Below are 18,210 nucleotides of genomic sequence, written 5' to 3'. Positions count from 1 at the left end.
ACCCTCGCAACAAAGAATGGAAAACATCTTCTGTTCATCGCACCGACCTGCCGCCATGAAACCGCTCGACCTGCTTCGCATCGCGCCATCCCGCGCCGATCTCGTACCACTCGCCGCGACGCTTGCTGCCGCGGCCGCGCTCATTACCGTGTCGCTGTGGGCCGTGCGCGTGCTGAGCGCTGCCGATGCGCCGGTCGCGGCGCTTGCACCGCCATCCGCGCCGATCGACGTTGCCGCCGCCGCGCGGCTGTTCGGTGCGAAACCCGACGACAGCCGCGATGCCATCCAGCTGCTCGGCGTGCTCGCTTTCGACGCGCGCCGTGCGGCCGCGATCATCAGCGTCGGCGGCGAAGCCTCGCGCGTCGTGTCGCTCGGCGCGGCGATCGGCGAAGCCGCGAAACTGGCCGAGGTTCGCGCGCGCTCGATCGTCGTCGACCGCCACGGCCTGCAACGCGAGATCGCGCTGCCCGCCACGGAAAAGGCCAACGCATACGTGCGCTGATCCGCGCGTCACTGCACCATGTTGTTCAGCTCGATGATCGGCATCATCACCGCCAGCACGATCACGAGCACCACGCCGCCCATCGCGAGGATCAGCAGAGGCTCGAGCAGGCTCGTCAGGAACATCGTGCGGCGCTCCAGCTCGCGCGATTCGCCTTCGGATGCGCGATCGAGCATCGTCGTCACGTCGCCCGTCGCCTCGCCCGAGCGAATCAGGTGCACGAGTACCGGCGGAAACGTCTTCGTATGCGCCAGTGCGCGTGACAGTGCCGAGCCTTCGCGCACGCGCACGATCGCATCGTCGACGTTCGCGCGCATCGCGCGATTCGACAACGTCTCGCCGGCCGCCTGCAGCGCGCGCAGGATCGGCACGCCGGCCGCGGTGAGAATGCCGAGCGTGCTCGCGAAGCGCACCGTGTTGTAGCCGCGTACGAGCTTGCCTGCCAGCGGCGTGGTCAACAGCCACGTGTCGAACCTGAGCCGCGGCGCATCGCGCGACAGTACCTTGCGGATCGCATAAACGAGCACGGCCGCCGCCGCGAGCGACGCCCACCACCAATGCCGCACGAAGTCCGACAGCGCGAGCATCACGACCGTCAGCGTCGGCAACTGCTGCTTCGTGCTGGTAAACACGTTCGCAACCTGCGGCACCACGTAGCTCAGCAGGAACGTGACGATGCCGAACGCGATCAGCGTGACGATGCCCGGATACGTAAACGCCAGCAGGATCTTTTGCTTCAGTGCGTTGCTTTGTTCGATGTAGTCGGCGAGGCGCGACAGCACGATGCCGAGCTTGCCGGTGTGCTCGCCGGCCGCGACGAGCGCGCGATAGATCTCCGGGAAATCGCGCGGATGCTGGCTCAGTGCGTTCGCGAACGAATGGCCGCCGACGACTTCCGCGCGGATCGACGCCATCAGCTCGCGCACGTAATCGCGCTCGGCCTGTTCGCTCAACACCGACAGCGATTCGTCGAGCGGCAGCCCCGCGACCAGCAGGCTCGCGAGCTGGCGCGTGATGATCGCCTGCTCGCGCTGCGACAGCTTGCGGCCGAGCGACAAGCGTTGATGACGTTCGCCGTGCAGGCGCTGTGCGGCCAGCTCGACGATCAGCGGCGTGAGACCTTGCGTGCGCAGATGGCTGCGGCCTGCGCGTGCGCTGTCGGCTTCGAGCACGCCTTTCAGCGTGCGGCCGGTGGGATCGATCGCTTCGTAGCGGAATGCCGACATGCCGGGGTTCTCCTGTCACGGGCGCGACTGCTTTCGATGACGTCGCGCAGCTTGCCGGACGGAGTCGCCGGGGAAGACTACGGAGCGAACCGGCGCAAATTTGTGACGGATGTTGGGCTACCTTTTTGGCGGGCTTTATTACGTTGAGTCGTTATTCTTATAACTTAAAAACGATTTCAATTTTTTGCCGCGATTGATCCGTCACACATTAAATACACGATACTTTGCTGGCCTTCCATTTATGGATTAGCGCAGTCAATGGAAGGAATACATCAAGGGATAGGATATTCATCGACGCGCGGAATGTTCCGTAACATCCGCCACAAAACCGTCTTGAAGTTGGGATAGCACCGCGCGAGCTCGCGTGCGACGTCGGCGGTCGGCGCCATGTGTGATTAAGGCTCTGGCGGCTCTGGCGCTCGTTCCGCCGGAACGGCCCTGCGCCGAATCCCAGTATCTGAACGCTCCGGCAGGTGCCAAATAACGCTCCAATCCCCGCTTTACCAATCCGAATAACGCAATGGCTTATTCGATAAAAATGTTACGCACCATTCGTTATGAAAAATTCACACGCGTCATTCGTATTTCCCCCTACATTTACCCGGCGGTCTACAAGCATTCCAACCGCAGTAGCAGGGGTTCCCGTTTATCTTCGTCCAAGGAAATTTCTCATGAAATCCAGCAAGCGCAAGATCTGTCAAGTCCTCGCTCTCGTTGTTTCCGGTCTGGGCGCCACGGCCGCAATGGCCTCGCCGACCGTGCTCGGCGGCGGCTCGTCGCTCGTCGCCCCGACCATCGGCGCGATCGGCAACACCGCGACCGAAATCGGCCTGTTCGGTACGGGCCAAGGCTCGTTCACGTATTTCTCGGTGGGTTCGGGCGCCGGTCAAAACGCGTTTCTGAACAACCAGCCGACGTATCTGAGCCCGGGCCTCACGGGTACTGTCGACTTCGCGAACAGCGATGCGGCACTGTCGTCCGCGCAACTCACGTCGTACAAGACCGGCGCCGGCCTCGGCGTGACGAATGGTCCGCTGATCCAGATTCCGTACATCGTCACGCCGATCACGGTGCCGGTCGTCAACGGCCCGGCCGTGACGAGCACGACGACGCCGCAGACGACGCCGGGTCAAGCGCACAGCATCGCGCTGAATGACAACGACCTGTGCGGCGTGTTCTCGGGCAAGCTGACGAACTGGAATCAGGTCACCAATCCGGAAACGGGCTCGGTCTATACGCTGAACGCACCGATCACCGTCGTCTACCGCTCGGACAGCAGCGGCACGACCGAACTGCTGACCCGCCACCTGGTCGCCGTCTGCTCGGCCACCAACACCGCCCCGGGCGTCACGTTCGTCGATTCGACGACCTTCACGGCGTCGTTCCCGACCGGCTTCCCGTCGGGTTCGACTTTCGTCGCGGCTTCGGGCAGCGGCGGCGTGCGCAACCAGTTGGTCACGTACGCCACGACGACGACGACCACGACGGCCGCAGTCGCCTATCTGAGCCCGGACTACACGAACACGTACCTCGCACCGCAAAGCACGGTCACGACGTCGGCCAGCGCAACGCAACTGCCGGTGGCAAGCCTCCGGAACACGACGAACGGCACGTACTATGCGCCGACGTACGCAAACGCGTCGACGGCGCTGGGTTCGTTCGCACCGCCCACCACGTCGAAGGCAGCCGCCTCCAACCAGGCAAACTGGGTGCCCAACGCGGGCAACCCGGGGTCGGGCTATCCGGTTTCCGGCACGAGCCAGATCATCCTGAGCCAGTGCTATGCCGATCCGAACGTCAAGACGGCCGTGCATGACTTCCTGAACGCTCACTACACGAACGCCAGCTTCGCGTCGATCGTTCACGGCAACGGCTTCGACACGGTTCCGTCGAACTACCAGACGGCCATCTCGAACGACTTCCTGAGCAACGCTAGCACGTGGAACCTCGATATCGGCAACACGAGCGTCTGCACGGGCACCGTGACCGGTCGTTAAGTCCATTTGGCGGCGGATGCTCCGCCGTTGATTCGACCGCGCCCCTGGATCGTCAAGGGCGCGGTTTTTTGTTTACACGTCCAATCGGTATTTCTCACCCTCATCCGGTCGAGCATCGCTAGATGCGCATACCGGGCACTTTGGATAGCCGGTTGATGCAACGGGAAAATCTCATGGAATTTCAACAACGCAACCTCTGCCGGATCGTCGCGCTTTTGATCGCCGGCATCGGTTCAACGGCCGCGATCGCCGCAGGCCCGCTCGTCCAGGGTGGCGGGTCGTCGCTCGTCGCACCGATGATCGGCGAACCCGGCATTGCCAATACCGAAATCGGCCTATTCGGCACCGCCGAGGCAACGCTGACCTATTACCCGGTCGGTTCAGGAAACGGGCAGAATGCATTCCTCAAAAATCAGCCGACGTTTCTCGGCTCGCAGAACACAGGCATGGTCGATTTCGCGTACAGCGATGCGGCGCTGTCGTCCTCACAAATCACATCGTACAAGACCGGCCTCGGCACGACGAATGGTCCGCTGATCCAGATTCCGTACATCGTCACGCCGATCACGGTACCGATCATCAACGGCCCGGCCGTGACGAGCACGACGACGCCGCAAACGACGCCGGGTCAAGCACACAGCATCGCACTGAACGATGACGACCTGTGCGGCGTGTTCTCGGGCAAGCTGACGAACTGGAATCAAGTTACCAATCCGGAAACGGGCTCGGTCTATACGCTGCACGCGCCGATCACCGTCGTCTACCGCTCGGACAGCAGCGGCACGACCGAACTGCTGACCCGCCACCTGGTCGCCGTCTGCACGACCGCCAACACCGCCCCGGGCGTCACGTTCGTCGATTCGACGACCTTCACGGCGTCGTTCCCGACCGGCTTCCCGTCGGGCTCGACTTTCGTCGCGGCTTCGGGCAGCGGCGGCGTGCGCAACCAGTTGGTCACGTACGCCACGACGACGACCACGACGGCCGCGGTCGCCTACCTGAGCCCGGCTTATACAAACACATACCTCGCGCCGCAGAGCACGGTCACGACGTCAGCCAGCGCAACGCAACTGCCGGTGGCAAGCCTCCGCAACACGGCGATCGGCACCTACTATGCGCCGACGTATGCGAACGCGTCGATGGCACTGTCCAATTTCGCACCGCCTACCGCCGGGATACCAGCGCGCAATCAAGTGAACTGGGTACCCAATGCGGGAAACCCCACGTCGGGCTATCCAGTTTCCGGCACCAGCCAGATCATCCTGAGCCAGTGCTATGCCGATCCGAACATCGCAACGGCCATGCATGACCTCCTGAATAGCCACTACACAAACGCCAGCTTTGCGTCCATTGTTCACGGAAACGGCTTCGACATGGTTGCGTCGAATTACCTGGCAGCTATTTCACAAGATTTCCTAAGCAATACAAGCACGTACAACCTCGACATCGGCAACACGAGCATCTGCAGGGACACAGTGACCGGTCGTTAGTGCAGGCATTGCTCTCTGCAACTCTGCCCCTGGAACACCAGTGGCAGAGTTTTTGCATGCGAAATAGCAAACGTCCCCCCCCTATCACTGAGCGGCCGTCACAAACCAATATGAAAACGCGAGCCACCGATCGAACCGGCAGCTCGCGTCAACTTCACCCTTCGTCATATTTTGCCTAACCGCCCACGCTCATCCTCGGTCAATGTCGCACGCTGCGTCGGCCCCACCTGACCGAAACCCAATACCGACACCGCATTTGATGCATCGTAGCCAACCTGCTGCCTGTGCTTCTTCGCGCCATCGCCGCCCGCATCGCCGAATCCCTCGACCTGCACCGAAATCGTCCAGCGCCGCGCCGACGCACCGGACGCGTTGTTTTTCGCCATATCCTGCGCGACCTGCGTCGCCGCCGACGCAGCCGCGCTCGCGGCCGTCAACGCTCCCGTGTTCACCGCCTGCACGAGCGGGATACCGGTCGCCTTCCCCGTCACCTGAATGTTGTCCGCGTTCACCACGCGCAGCGCCGCGACGTTCAGGTTGCCCGCCCGAATCCCGGCGTCGCCCGCATCGACCGTGCCGCGCGGCGCAATCAGGTTGACCGTGCCGGGCGACACGCCCGGTACGCTCTGCAGCGTCGCGATGCCCGCACCGGTCACCTGCCCGCGCGCATCGACCATGCAATAGTGGTTCGCGTCGCACTGATATTGCGGCGCCGGGGTATCGGCCGACGACTTCGCGCCCTTGCCGGCGTTGATGTCGCCGTTCGAACTCCAGATCGTCATGTCGCCCCCCTGCTCGGTGAAGATCCGGCTCTGCGCGAGCAACACGCTGCGATCCGTGAAGATATTCACGTCGCCCTTCTCGAGCGTCAGGATACCCATCGACCCCGGGCCAGCGATCACGGTTCCCTTGTCATTGACGATCTGCGGCGGCGCTGACGTGCTCCCGACCAACGCCTGCCCACCCGGGCCGAGAATCGACACGTTACCGCCCTGCTGCGTCTGGATGGTCGTGCCGCGCATATCCAGATCGCCCGTGTCGACCTGCTTGTTCGCACCATTGCTACCGCCACCGAGACTGTTGGCCGTGTAGCCCAGCGAAGCCGGGAACAGCGTATTGAGCGCCTGATAGCCTCTGGCATATTTCTGAAAATACGGGCTCGCGGGATTGTTGTAGTCCTCCCCGACCCGGGCCAGCACGTTGAACAGCACCTGCTCGGCAAAAAGCTGCTGAACATACTGCGGAAGCGCCTTGAATTTCGACCACGCTTGTGCTGCCGTCAGCGGCGCGCTTGCCGGCTGATCGCTCACCAGCCCCGTGTCGACCACCTGACCCGCTTCGTACTGCTGTACGAATGCGATCAGCGCGGGCGTCGTGCCTGGCACCCCTGCCACCGAGCTCGCCGGGTCGATGTAAGTCGAAACGAACGTCGCGGTATCGACGCCCGGCCCCACACCGAACAGCACGTTGATGTTCGCGCTTTCATGAGGCAGGTACGGATTTTTCGCGTTGCCGATCGCGTCTATCCCGGTAAGTACACCTTGAAGATTCACTTCAATCTGGTTGGTCAGCGGTCCGATGTTCCGCCCCGCCTCGATGTCGAACGTGCCGGGGCCACCCAGTACCAGCGCCGGAACGACGGCGTTCACGGTACCTGCGAACGGCGTATCGTAGATGTCGCGCCCGGCCACGATGCGCGTCACATCGGACTTGCGCAGGTTCTGCCCCTGGAAAGCGAGGTTGACGATGTCTTGCCCGGCCTGGATGAACGTGGGCTTGTCGATCGAGATGGGAACGAGTTGGTCGTAAAAGCCGGTGGTCTGCAAAATCCCGTCGACGATGTCGCCATTCAGGCTATAGATGCGCGCCGGAACGGTATCGTCTTCGTGCAACGCGCTGGACGCATGAGCGGCCAGCGTCGTGTCGGTCAGGAGCGGCACATTCGCATGAGGATTCGTCGGGGACGGCATCGACGCAGGATCCATATCGAGCATGCCGAACACCGGGGTGCCGTCCCCCCCGCCACTGGTCGCCAGCCCATTGAGGCTGGAAAAGTTGATCGACTGGTCCGCGATCAAGCTCAGATTGCCCGACGGAGACGGAGCAAGTTCTCCGCTGGCCGCTATCGTGATACCACCGGTGAACGCAGTGAGGTTCAATCGGGCAGGTAACACGAACGACATGTCGTTGAGCCCGAATGTGGCACTTGAAGCTCCTCCCCCTATCGTGTCGATCCCCTTCAGCGTGCCGATTGCCACGTCGCCCGTCGTTGACGTGATATTGACAGCCGAATTCGTCGAATAGCCTTGCGCGTCCGCGTATTGCCGATAGGCATTCAACAGTGTAGTGCTCTGCACGTACGACGGGTTGAACACCCTTCCAATGCTGGCGCCCTGGCGGGCGCTCACGTCGAGCGTGCCATCCTGCGTCGCCAGCAACGTATCCAGCGAACCTGGAAGTTGTCCGACCAACAGCGACGGCAACGTGATATCCGAGCCGATCTTGCCGTCCGCGGTAATCGTGCCGATGCCCTTCGCGACGAAATAGCCGCCGCTCAGAATATCCCCACCGGCGTGTACCGCAAGGTTGCCGCCACCGACCGTATTGACCGTCGGGTTATCCGTATTGGCCGCGGTCAAATACCACGTCGTCGGCAGCGACACCGACAGATCGGCAATATTCCCGCCTGCCGACACGGAAATGTTGCCGCCAGAACTCATCACGCCCTGGTCGAAGGCGCCGAAATTGATCGATGTTTGAACGGTCTGCATCACAGGACGCGTTGCGCCGACGGTTCCCGTCGGATTGCCGATCTGCATCCACTGCCACCAGAATTGGCTGATATCGCTGCCTTGCTGGCCTGTCACCTCACCTGTCGCATCCGTCAAGCGCTCGGCACCGACGATGTTCCCTTGCGCGTGAATGGTGATATCGCCGGCAGAATCGGGGTTGACGGCCGGCGTCACCAGAATGTCCTGCTTGCCGGTCCACAACGGATGCACGATCGCGACATCGCTGCCCTGCGCGGGCGCTCCGGCAGCCGGAGCACCCGCCGTATAAATGACACCGGGGACAACCGTCACGCTCGGATCGTTCGCCGGCGTCGAACTCGCATCGAACAGTGCGATGTCATTCGCGGCCGCCACATCGATCGATCCCGTACCGGTGCGTAGCGCTGTCGGCGCAAGCAATGCCAAACCGTTGGCGTCCACATAAGCAGTGTGACCGTCGAAGGTCACACTGCCGTTGCCCGGCGATTTCGTCGAAGCCGACGCGGCCTGTACGGCAAGCGGATTCGTGCTGCCCAGATCCGCACCCGCAACCACGCGGAAAGAACTGCTTGCTCCTCCAGCCAATGAAGCAGACTGAAGCGGGATCGGATTCGCCGCAGTGGCGACCGGTGATGGCGTATTGTCGGCCACGGCGGGCAAGTTGATCGTCGACGTCGCAATTACCGCGACCGGCTGAACAGTCGGCGGTGTGACAACGTCCACGAACGGATACGGATCGAGTTGATGCTGGTTGCGATAGTTGGCAGCCGCTAAAAGATATGTCTTGTATTGATTCAAATAGATCAGATAGGAGCCTGGATTGATCGCCTGCTCCGATGCGGTTGGTGCAATCGGTGCAGTGAGACCTGCCACTGATTTACCGGTGCTTCGAAAAGTGCTGATGATGTTGATGTTGTCATTGGTCGGATCCCATCCGAACATGGAATTGATCGTAGTGGCTGTCGCCGTCAGATAATTCGCATACGCTGAATACAATGCATAGTATTCCGCTATTTCGTCCGGAGTCCCGCCCGTCGGCTGACCAGGCCCAAAAGCCAGATTCCGATTGAACCCAATTCCGTTTTTCCCAAAGTAGCCGAGCGTGTATCCGTAGTGATATCCACCTGAACCGGACGGCATGTCGTAAATCGACTGCGTCGCACTCAATGTGGACAACCCCGGCACCGGAATCGTCCCCCCGCCGCCAAGCGGATTCGCGATCTGGAAGAACCCGTCCGTCAGGCTCGCCTTGAGCTTCACGTTGTTCTCGGCGCGCAGCGTCACCACCGGCGCCTCCCCATTGAAACGGAATGCGAGATCCGTCGGCGACGTGCCGGTGCCCAGGTTCCAGTTCGTCAGCACCTGAATGTCGCCGCCGTTGATCGCCCGGCTCGGATTGTCCAGTTCGATACCCGGCACCACGTGGACGTTCGCGACGTTCTTCCCCGCGAACGGATTCACCAGCGCGTCGAGCCCATGCTGAACGAAACCCATCAGCGTACCGGGCGTCGTCGCAGTCGCACCGCCAGCCTGATAGCCGTAGAACGTCTGGTGATCGGCATTTGCCGCGCCCGGCACGAAGTACGTGCCGTTCATCCCGTCGAAGCCGATCGAAGCCAAGCCGTTGCGCAGTTGCGCTTGATCTCCGGCGCTGCCCGTCAGCACCACTTGCGCGCCGGTCGAGTTGTTCGTCAGCGTGCCGCCACCGTCGCCGCTTGCATTCGGCGTGAAGCCGAACGTTACGCCGCTCGTGCCCTGTGCCGTGAACGTACCGGCGACCAAATGTCCGTTGCTGTCGTACCAGCCCGCCGGATCGATGATGCCGTCGAAGTGCTGCGCATGCGTCGTCGCGTCGGTCGTGCTCCATACCGCATAGGCCTCGAGCGTCGTCGCGCGCGACCCGACGATACCCTTGCCGTCGTTGAATGCCCCCGGCGGATTGACGTTGACGCCGCCGTCCGCGAGCAGCGGCGCACGGAAATTCACCGTCCCGCCCGATAACCCGCCGGCCGTGCCGCCCGACACGTCGATCAGCGCGTTTGCTCCCAGCGTGATCGTCCCCGCGTTCGCACGCGCGATGTTCTCGTAGCCGTAGGTCGCGTTGTATGGATTCGCGACGGTCGGATCGAACATCGCGCTGGTGCCGATGTCGACCTTGCCGCCACGCTGCTTCGGATCGGAGCCGCGCGCCAGCAGCGTGCCTTCGATATCCACGCCGTTGCGGCCGTACAGGTCGATTTCCCCACCCGCCTTGCCGGATGCATCGATCGTGCCGAACACGTTCACGTTGCCGTTGACCGAGTCGGCCGCATTGCCCGCCCCGCCGTCCGCCGTGAGCCGCACCGTATGCGCGGTCAGCGTGTTGCCCTGCGACAGCGTCAGGTTGCCCGTGTTCGAGCGGATCGCGATCGACTGGTTCACGCCACTCGACGCGAGCGTCTTCGACAGCGCGTCGAGATCCGCCGCACCGCCTGTATTCAGCAAGAACGAGCCGCCCGCATAACCGTTCGCCGCGCCGCCCTTGATCGTGCCGTTCAGGTTCACGACCTGTTGCGGCGCGGACAGCGCAAGGCTGCCTGCCGCGCCACCGCCATTGGCACCGGAAAAATCGACCGTCGAGCCGGCCTGGACATCGACGGTACCGGCGTCGGCCGTCAGCGTGATCGATCCGGCCGGCGCGTAGCGCGTCACATCGAAGAACTGCTTCGACATGCCAGCCGAACTCACCGTCGAGCCGCTACCGATCGTCAGATTGCCGCTGGTCGCCTCGAGGCTCACGTTGCCCGCCGGCGCGGCAATCGCCGCGCCGTTGTCGGCGATCGCGCCGCCGATGAAATGCCACGCACCGCCGACCGGTGTCTTCGTCAGCGCCGTGCCCGATGCGCCATTCAGCGTCAGCGCACCGGTCGTCTTCACGATCGACGCGGAGCCCGTGTCGGCGAGATACACCGGCGCACCAAGCGTCACCGGCAGTGCGCCGAAATCGAACGTACCCGTGCCCTGACCAACGATGCCGCCGGTCGCATTCATCGTCACCGCCCCGAAACCGCTCAACGTCTTCGTGCCGGTGCCTAAATCGATCTCCTTCGCGTTGACCGTCAGCGTGCCGTTGCCCGGCGCGGCCACGCCGTTCGGCGCCCCGGTCTCGTTCGTGAACGCGATCTGCTGCGCATTCAGCGTCACACGGCCGCCATCGCTCGTGAACGCGCCCGCGCTCAGGTCCACGCTATTACCGAACGTCGCGTTCACGTCGCCGACGAAGCCGATCGCGCCGTAGCTGCGCAGCGCCACCTGCTGCGCATTCGCGAACTGTGCTAGGCCGGCCGGATCGACCACGAATCCCGGCAGGCTCGCGGCCGCGCCGCCGCTCGCGTTCGTAAACGTGATCGCCGAACCGTCGGCCGTGATCGCCTTGGCCGACAGCACCGCGGACGGATCGACCTTCAGATTGCCGGACGAATCGAGCATCAGTGCCTGGCCACCTGCGAGCGTCGCACCGGCGCCAACGGTCAACAGGCCCGTGCCCGTCCCGCCCGTACGCGTCAGCGGCGCCATCGTGCCGTTCGATACGCGCAACAGTGCGCCGTCGCCGGCGATCGAAAGCGGCTGATCCTTCGCCGCCGGATAATCGCCCTGCGCGGCGATCGACGCGCCTGCGTCGACGCGCAAGCCGTTCGGCGCGTTCGGATCGGTGCCGCTGCCGTCCGCCTTCGTGACGAGCAGGATCTCGGGGCCTTTCAGCGTCGTGCTCCCGTCGTTCGACACGACGACGCTGTTCGCGATCGGTGTGATCGCAACGCCCTGCGGCGTGGCTTGACGCGTGCCACCGATCAGCAGGCTGCCCGCGTTCAGCGAATCGAGATCGCTTGCGCCGATCTGCAGATAGCCGGCCAGCGCGGCACTGCCGCTGCCGGTGATCTGAATGTCCCGCGACGCGATATCGACCTCGGCCGGCGCGCCACCGATGCCGGCAGCGGTATTCAACGTCGCGCCAAGCGTAAGCGCCTTCGTCGCCGCCAGCACCAGTTGACCGCCATCCACCGGCAACGGCGGCGTCACGCTGCCTTGCTTAGCCGCCTGCGCGGCAAAGAATTTGTTCGCCCCTGTCAGCGTGTACTGCGAGTACTGCTGCCAGACCGGGCCAGACTGCACGTTGAACAGCGTCGGCATCGCGTTGCGGCCGCCCGTCAGCGCGTCGGCGAAATAACCTGCCGTCGTGACCGTCCCGTCGGGCAGCACGGTGCTCGCGCCCGGCACGACGGCGCCGCCCGTACTCGCAACCGTGACGCGATACGCACCCGGCAGCGTCGCATACTTGCCCGGCAGCAGCGTGTAATACCCGGCGGCCAGTCCCGGCACACCGGACAGGTACACCGCCTTGCCGATCCCGTCGTTCAGGCCGGCCTGCCCGACACCGAGCGTCGCGGTCGTCTTGGTCGCCGTGCCATAGACGCTGGTGGCCGGCTGGACCGTCTGTGCAAACACCGGATCATAGGCCGCCACGGGCGCCTGCGCGCCCGGCAAAATCGCGTAGACATTGCCCGCGCCAGCATTGACCGGTACAGCCGCGGCGCCCTTTCCGCTCGCATAACTCACGTTGTATTGCGATAGCACATCGCGCGTGCCGCCGGTGCCCGGCACCCACTCGGCCGCCTGCAGATCGCCGCCGCCGGACAGGTCGATCGTCGCGCCCTTGTCGAGCGCGACGTTGCCTGCGTTCACTCCGACGTACTTCGCGGGCGGCGCAGTCAGGTCGGCGACTTTGGTGTTGCCCGCCATCGGGTTGAATTGCCATTCGACGCCGTCGACCGTCGTGCCATACGGGATGACCGTGCTGTCGTTCGAGACCGACGTCACGCTGCCGTTCGCGAGCCTGACCGATTCCGTCGCAACGAGCGGCAGGCCGTTGAATTGCGCCTGCGTCGCCGTGCTGGCCGGATCCCCGACACCGAACACGAGTGAACCCGACGGCGCGCGCACCGTGCCACCCTGCACGATGTTCGTGGCATCCACGAGCAACGTGCCGCCGGCCGACAGCGGCGTGCCCGACGCACCGTTCGACGCGAACGTGATCGTCGTCGGGACAGGCTTGCCGGTGGCCCGATCGGTCGGCCCGACCGCATCGACGATGAACGTGCTGCCGGTCGCCGGATAGAGATCCGCCGCCTTGAAAGTCAGGTTGCCGGAGGTATAGAGCATGCCGGCCGCAGCGAGGGCGGTCGACGACGTCTGGGTCGCGTTCGTCGAGCCGAGGCGAATATCCCCGCTGCTCGTGAAGTTCGCCTGCCCGAAGTTGTTGAGCTGAAACTGGTTCGTCACATCGATGAACGACGCGTTCACGTTCAGCGTTGCATCAGATACCGTCGCAACCGGCACGAACGCCGGCGACCGCGACGTCAGCGTCGGCCCGTTCAGTGCAACATATGGCGCATCGATCTCGACCGTCGTCCCGGGCATATGCTGCGACGGTTGCGTGAGCAGTGTCGAAAGCGTCGTCGAGGGCGCAGAAAGGAGCGTGGCAAGTTGGTCCGTCCCGATTGCGGCGATCCGACCGGCATTCAGCGTCACCGACTCGGGCAAGCTCAGGTTCACGTTCCCGGCGAACGCAATCAGCGGCGCCAACGATGTCGCGCTGCCCAGGACGAGATTCGCGATGCCGGAGCCGTCCAGCCGGTCGGTGGCGAACTGAATGACACCGGTCGGCTGACCAATCGGCAACCCGGTCGTCGAATCGATCGCCGTCTTGAAACTCTGCCCCACTCCCAGCCCGACAGGCGTCAATTCGCCGCTTTGCCGGATGACGAGCGTAGCCTCACCGGTACCCGCCCTGTTCTGTTGCGGCAGAATCGTCAACACACCGCCCCGCGCCTGTGCGGCACCGGCGTGAGCAGCCAGCGTCGCGTCGGCAAAGAGCCCATACCCGGCGGACAACGTGATCGAACCCGCATCGCTCCACACCGGCTGCGACGCATACGTGCCGTTCGGCTGCAACTGGTCGAAGTTGGACGAGGTGCCCGACACGTCAATTTTCGACCCCGGCTGAGCGACCACGTAACCTGCGTCGCTCGACAACGTGACCGAACCACCCGGCAGGACCTTGCCGGTGTTCGGCACGACGACAGCCGTGCCGATCCAGACCGGTGCCGCCAGCGGGTTCACGAGCGCAGTACCCGACACGTCGAGCGCGGCAGCCGAGCCGAGCCAGACCGATCGACTGTCGCTCGGCACGAATATGCCGTATTGCCCCGTCTGCGCGAACGTGCTGCCTGAATCCGCGCTGAGCGTGATCGACCCGCCGGGCGCGACGATCGAGCCGAGCACCGTTACTTGCGTCGGCGAACCGAAGCCGATGTTCGCGCCGGCATCCGCATGAATCGACGCGCCGGACGACAACGTAACGGCACCCGTCACCCCCGGATACGACGGTGCCGTATTCGCCGGCGTGATCCATGACGCGTCATTGCCGCCCGTCAACACGAGACTCGTGGGCTGCCGGTGATAGTCGTCGAGACGCCCCGAGGTCGTCAGGCCCGACGTCGACAGGTTGGCGCCCGTCGCGGTTTGCAGAAGCGCCGGCACATCGGCAATCAGATTGCGCTGCGTCAGCGTGACGGCCGCACCGGGCGCCACGGTCGCGTCGTAGTACGCGTTCAACACATACTTGCCGAAACCCTGCTGCGCGAAAAAGCGCTCCGGCAAATAGACATCCCACGGCGCAGCAGCCTTCGGATCGCCGCCGATCTGGAAGCCGAGTGCCTGCAACGCCAACGTGCCACCGCCCGAAAAACCGTCGCTGAGGATCGTCCCGCCGAGTGCGATCGTACCGTTGACGGGTTGCGTGGTCGGCATCATCTGACCACCGTCGCCCGTATGACCAAACTGCCGGGTGACCGGCTCCGCGTAGACCGACAGCGCAACGTTGCCACCGCGTCCGACCGGAATGCCGTTCTGCATCAGCAACTGGCCGTTCGCCAGCACTTCGCCGCCGCTCGACACGTCGAGTACGCTACCGGGGCGCAGCAGAATCGATCCCGTCGAGTCCCTGAAACCGTCGCTCGAGTTTCCGACCGTCTGTTCGGTGGTCGATAACGCGATACTGCCGCCATTGATGAACTGGCTATTGCCCGGTGTCGTGCCGGGTGCGGCCTGTACGTCGTTGTTGACCCATTGCCCGGCCACGCTGATCACCGCCTGCGGCCCGACGATGATATTCCCGCCGCCCACAATCGAAATCGTGCCCGACGGTACGATCAGCTTGCCTGCCACGTTGACATCCGCACCGATGGGCACGCTGTTGAGCGAAATGGAACCGCCCGGCTGCAGGGCCAGCTGCGTGCCTTGCGGCACGACGAATCCCTTGCCGCCGCTCTTGTCCTCGGTCACGTTCAGGTTCGCGAAACCGCCGTTGTTCAGCGTCGCGACCGGCACCACGGTGGTCGTCAGCACGTTGCGCGGATCGTTCGCGGGCAACGCCTGCAGCGCCGTCTTATCGAGCGGTGTATCGATCGAGAATCCCGGCGCGATGTCGGCGAGCTGCGGCGCATTGTCCTGCAGCACCACCAGGCCCGCGGTGCCGGATGCGACATCGCTGTTGTTCGACGTCAGGTGCACCAGCGCGGCGCCGTCGAGCTTCGGATCGGCGCCGAGGTTGAACGTCCCGCCGCTCGGCAGGCTGTTGCCCTGCATCTGCTTTGCGCCACCGAACGCCTGCGCACTGATGTCACCGTCCAGCACCGTCGACTGCAGTCCGTAGATATCGAGCGTCCCCGCGTTGCCGCCGACGATATAGTCGCCCTGATAGCCGCCCATCGTCAGCAGCGGGTTGTACCACGTCTTCGTCACGCCCCAGCGCGGATGCGATTCGACGAATTGCCCCGCGATGCCGACGTAGGTGTCGTACGGGCTTGCCTGTCCGATCGGCACGAGCGCGCCGTTCGCGTCGACCAGCCGCGTCGTGTTGACGATCCCGCCGTTGTAATGCACGTAGCCGCCGTTCAGGTTCATCGACGAACCGGTCGCGGTCATCACCTCGTTGCCCGACAGCGTGATCGAACCGCCATTGGTCAACAGTTGGTCGACCGTGCGCGGAATCAGGTTCACATAACCCGACAGGTTCAGGATCGGACTGCCGACCCATTGCACGCCGTCGCTGCGCGTGCCCGTCAGCGTGCTGTCGAACACGAGGTTCTTGTACCCGAGCAGAAACCCGTTGCGCAGCAGCGGCGAATCGGCGAGTTCGTTCTGGCCGATACGGTCGACCGTCACGAGCGTCTGCCCGATCGGCACCTCGACGTTCGCGAGGCCCGACACATCGATCGTCGCGCCGCTGTCGAGATAGATGCGACCCGGAACGGCCGTCTGGCCGGCCGGTGGCTGTGCGCGCGATGCAGAGGGCGTCAACGCCGCGACAGATACCTTGGAACCGGGTGCCTCGATCAACGAGCCGCCCTGGAACCAGACCGAGCCGGCCGTCATGCCGATGCTGCCAGGCGTGAAGGTCGCGCCGGGCGTCGATGGCGTCGTCTGGCCGTTGCCGTCCGGCATCACCGTGGTCACCGAATCGGGGCCGAAGCTCAGCAAGCCGGCGCGGTGCGTGTCGTTGGCGCCACCGGTGCCGTCCGTCGTCTGAAGCGCCTGCCCGAGATAGGCCGCTCCGGTCGGATTGTTGGAAGAATATTCGTCGACCGTGGAAATCGTGATCGTGCCGGGCGAATTGACGCTCGTCGTCACGCCCACCACGCCGTTCTGCGCAACGCGGCTGCCGAGCAGGTTCACATTGCCGCGCGCAGCCTCGACGATGCCGGTATTGGTCAGCGTACCGGCCGGCGTGATGTCGGTCATCTGGCCGTTCGGGCCCAGCAGCGTGATCTTTCCGCTGAGTTCCGGCAGCAGCACCTGCGGGTTCGTCGTAGCTCCGCTGTTGGGCCGCAGACTTACCCCGACGCCGGCCGCCAGCACCACCTGCCCGTCCGTCGCCTTGATATGCCCCGCGTTCGTCACGTTCGGTGCGGCGATCATCACGAAGCCGCCATCGCTCGCGTTGCCGTTCGCGTGCGTGGTAATCGAGGCGCCCTGTTCGATGGTGACGTCGCCCCACGGTTGATACTGGCTCGCGGACGTAAGATTGACCTGGTTGCCCAGACCAAGCACCTCGTTCGGAAGCCGGCTGTTGCCGTTCAACCCGCCCGAGCTGCCAGACTCCAGATACGCGAGCCCACCCGTCGTCCCGGCAGGCAGGCTCAGGAACTGCTTGTTGCTTGCGACGATCCCCGCCGCATCCTGCGCGAGACTGCTATCCGTCACAACCGGCACCCGGTTCTGCAGGGTCTGGTTGTAGTTGTTCATGTTCAGCACGTCGAGCGACGACGCCACCAGCGAATGCACGTTCACCTGCGACCCGGCGCCGAACAGCACCCCGTTCCGGTTGATCACGTACACCGCCCCCTGCGCGGTGATGTTCCCCAGAATCTGGCTCGGCCTGCCGCTCGGATCGTTGATCCGGTTCAGCACGGCCCAGTTGTTCGCGCCGTTCGTCTGCGTGCCGCCCGACTGGTCGAAATTCAGCGTCGTCTGCCGACCGACGTTCATCGTCTCCCACGTCAGCACCGCGTTCTGCCCGGTCTGCTTCACGTCGACGTTCACGTGGCCGCTCGCGTCGACGTTCTGCGTCGGCGCGTTCGCGTTGACCCACAGCACCGGATTGTTCGTATCGCCCGTTGCGCCCGCGGCCACCTGCAGCCCGCCCGGCGCCAGCCCGTTCGGCACGGTCGACGGCAGCTTCGCCGCGGCCGCCGCCGCATTCTGCTGCGCGGCGATCTGCGCGGCGATCGCGTGCGCCGCATAGCCGAGGTTGCGGATCGACGGCTGGCTCGCCTGCAGCGCCTGCTGCGGCGACACGCCGAGATTCGGAATCCCCGGCACGCCGCCGGCACCGCCCGCGCCACCGGCCACCGGGCTCGCAGCCACGTGACCGAGGTTCATGATGCCTGCCGCATGCGCATGAGCGGACACACCCGCCGCGAGCATCAGCACGACCGCGCGGTAAAGCGGGCTCAGCTCCGATTTCAGGACCGACCGCGAGGCCGTTGCGCGAAGTTGCCGTTCCGTACGTGCGCGTGCTGCCATTCTTGCCACCCCGATGCTAGGAATTTGCGCGCGGCGCCGGTCCGGCACCGCACATGTCGTTGCGCCTGAAACAGGCCGCTGGAATCCGAAGACCATACG

At 64.2% G+C, this 18,210-nt stretch carries 5 protein-coding genes; 3 read left to right on the top strand and 2 right to left on the bottom strand.

Translation table 11 applies throughout. From position 1 onward, the window contains the following. The first annotated feature begins 55 nt into the window (after positions 1-55). Positions 56-502, top strand: a complete 447-nt coding sequence (locus BCEP18194_RS28145; protein ID WP_011354679.1) for a general secretion pathway protein GspC — start codon at positions 56-58, stop codon at positions 500-502. An 8-nt stretch (positions 503-510) separates the two neighbouring features. Here BCEP18194_RS28145 and gspF read toward each other — a convergent pair whose 3' ends face one another. Further along, on the bottom strand, positions 511-1,728 hold the full coding sequence (gene gspF, locus BCEP18194_RS28140) for a type II secretion system inner membrane protein GspF (RefSeq protein WP_011354678.1): 1,218 nt from the start codon (positions 1,726-1,728) through the stop codon (positions 511-513). 671 nt (positions 1,729-2,399) lie between these two features. Between gspF and BCEP18194_RS28135 the strand changes: the two genes are divergently transcribed. Both BCEP18194_RS28135 and BCEP18194_RS28130 read left to right on the top strand, forming a co-directional pair. Further along, positions 2,400-3,725, top strand: a complete 1,326-nt coding sequence (locus BCEP18194_RS28135) for a substrate-binding domain-containing protein (RefSeq protein WP_011354677.1) — start codon at positions 2,400-2,402, stop codon at positions 3,723-3,725. Between the two features lie 173 nt (positions 3,726-3,898). Beyond that, positions 3,899-5,215 carry a substrate-binding domain-containing protein gene (locus tag BCEP18194_RS28130; protein ID WP_011354676.1) on the top strand — a complete coding sequence of 439 codons (1,317 nt, stop codon included), beginning with the start codon at positions 3,899-3,901 and terminating at the stop codon, positions 5,213-5,215. A gap of 164 nt (positions 5,216-5,379) precedes the next feature. Here the strand turns inward: BCEP18194_RS28130 and BCEP18194_RS28125 are convergent, their stop codons facing one another. Further along, on the bottom strand, positions 5,380-18,012 hold the full coding sequence (locus BCEP18194_RS28125) for a filamentous haemagglutinin family protein (protein ID WP_041493516.1): 12,633 nt from the start codon (positions 18,010-18,012) through the stop codon (positions 5,380-5,382). Positions 18,013-18,210: the final 198 nt, after the last annotated feature.

Source organism: Burkholderia lata, from assembly GCF_000012945.1.
GTDB lineage: Bacteria > Pseudomonadota > Gammaproteobacteria > Burkholderiales > Burkholderiaceae > Burkholderia > Burkholderia lata.
The sequence above is the reverse complement of the archived record's forward strand: the minus strand, read 5'-3'. Positions and strand labels throughout refer to the sequence as shown.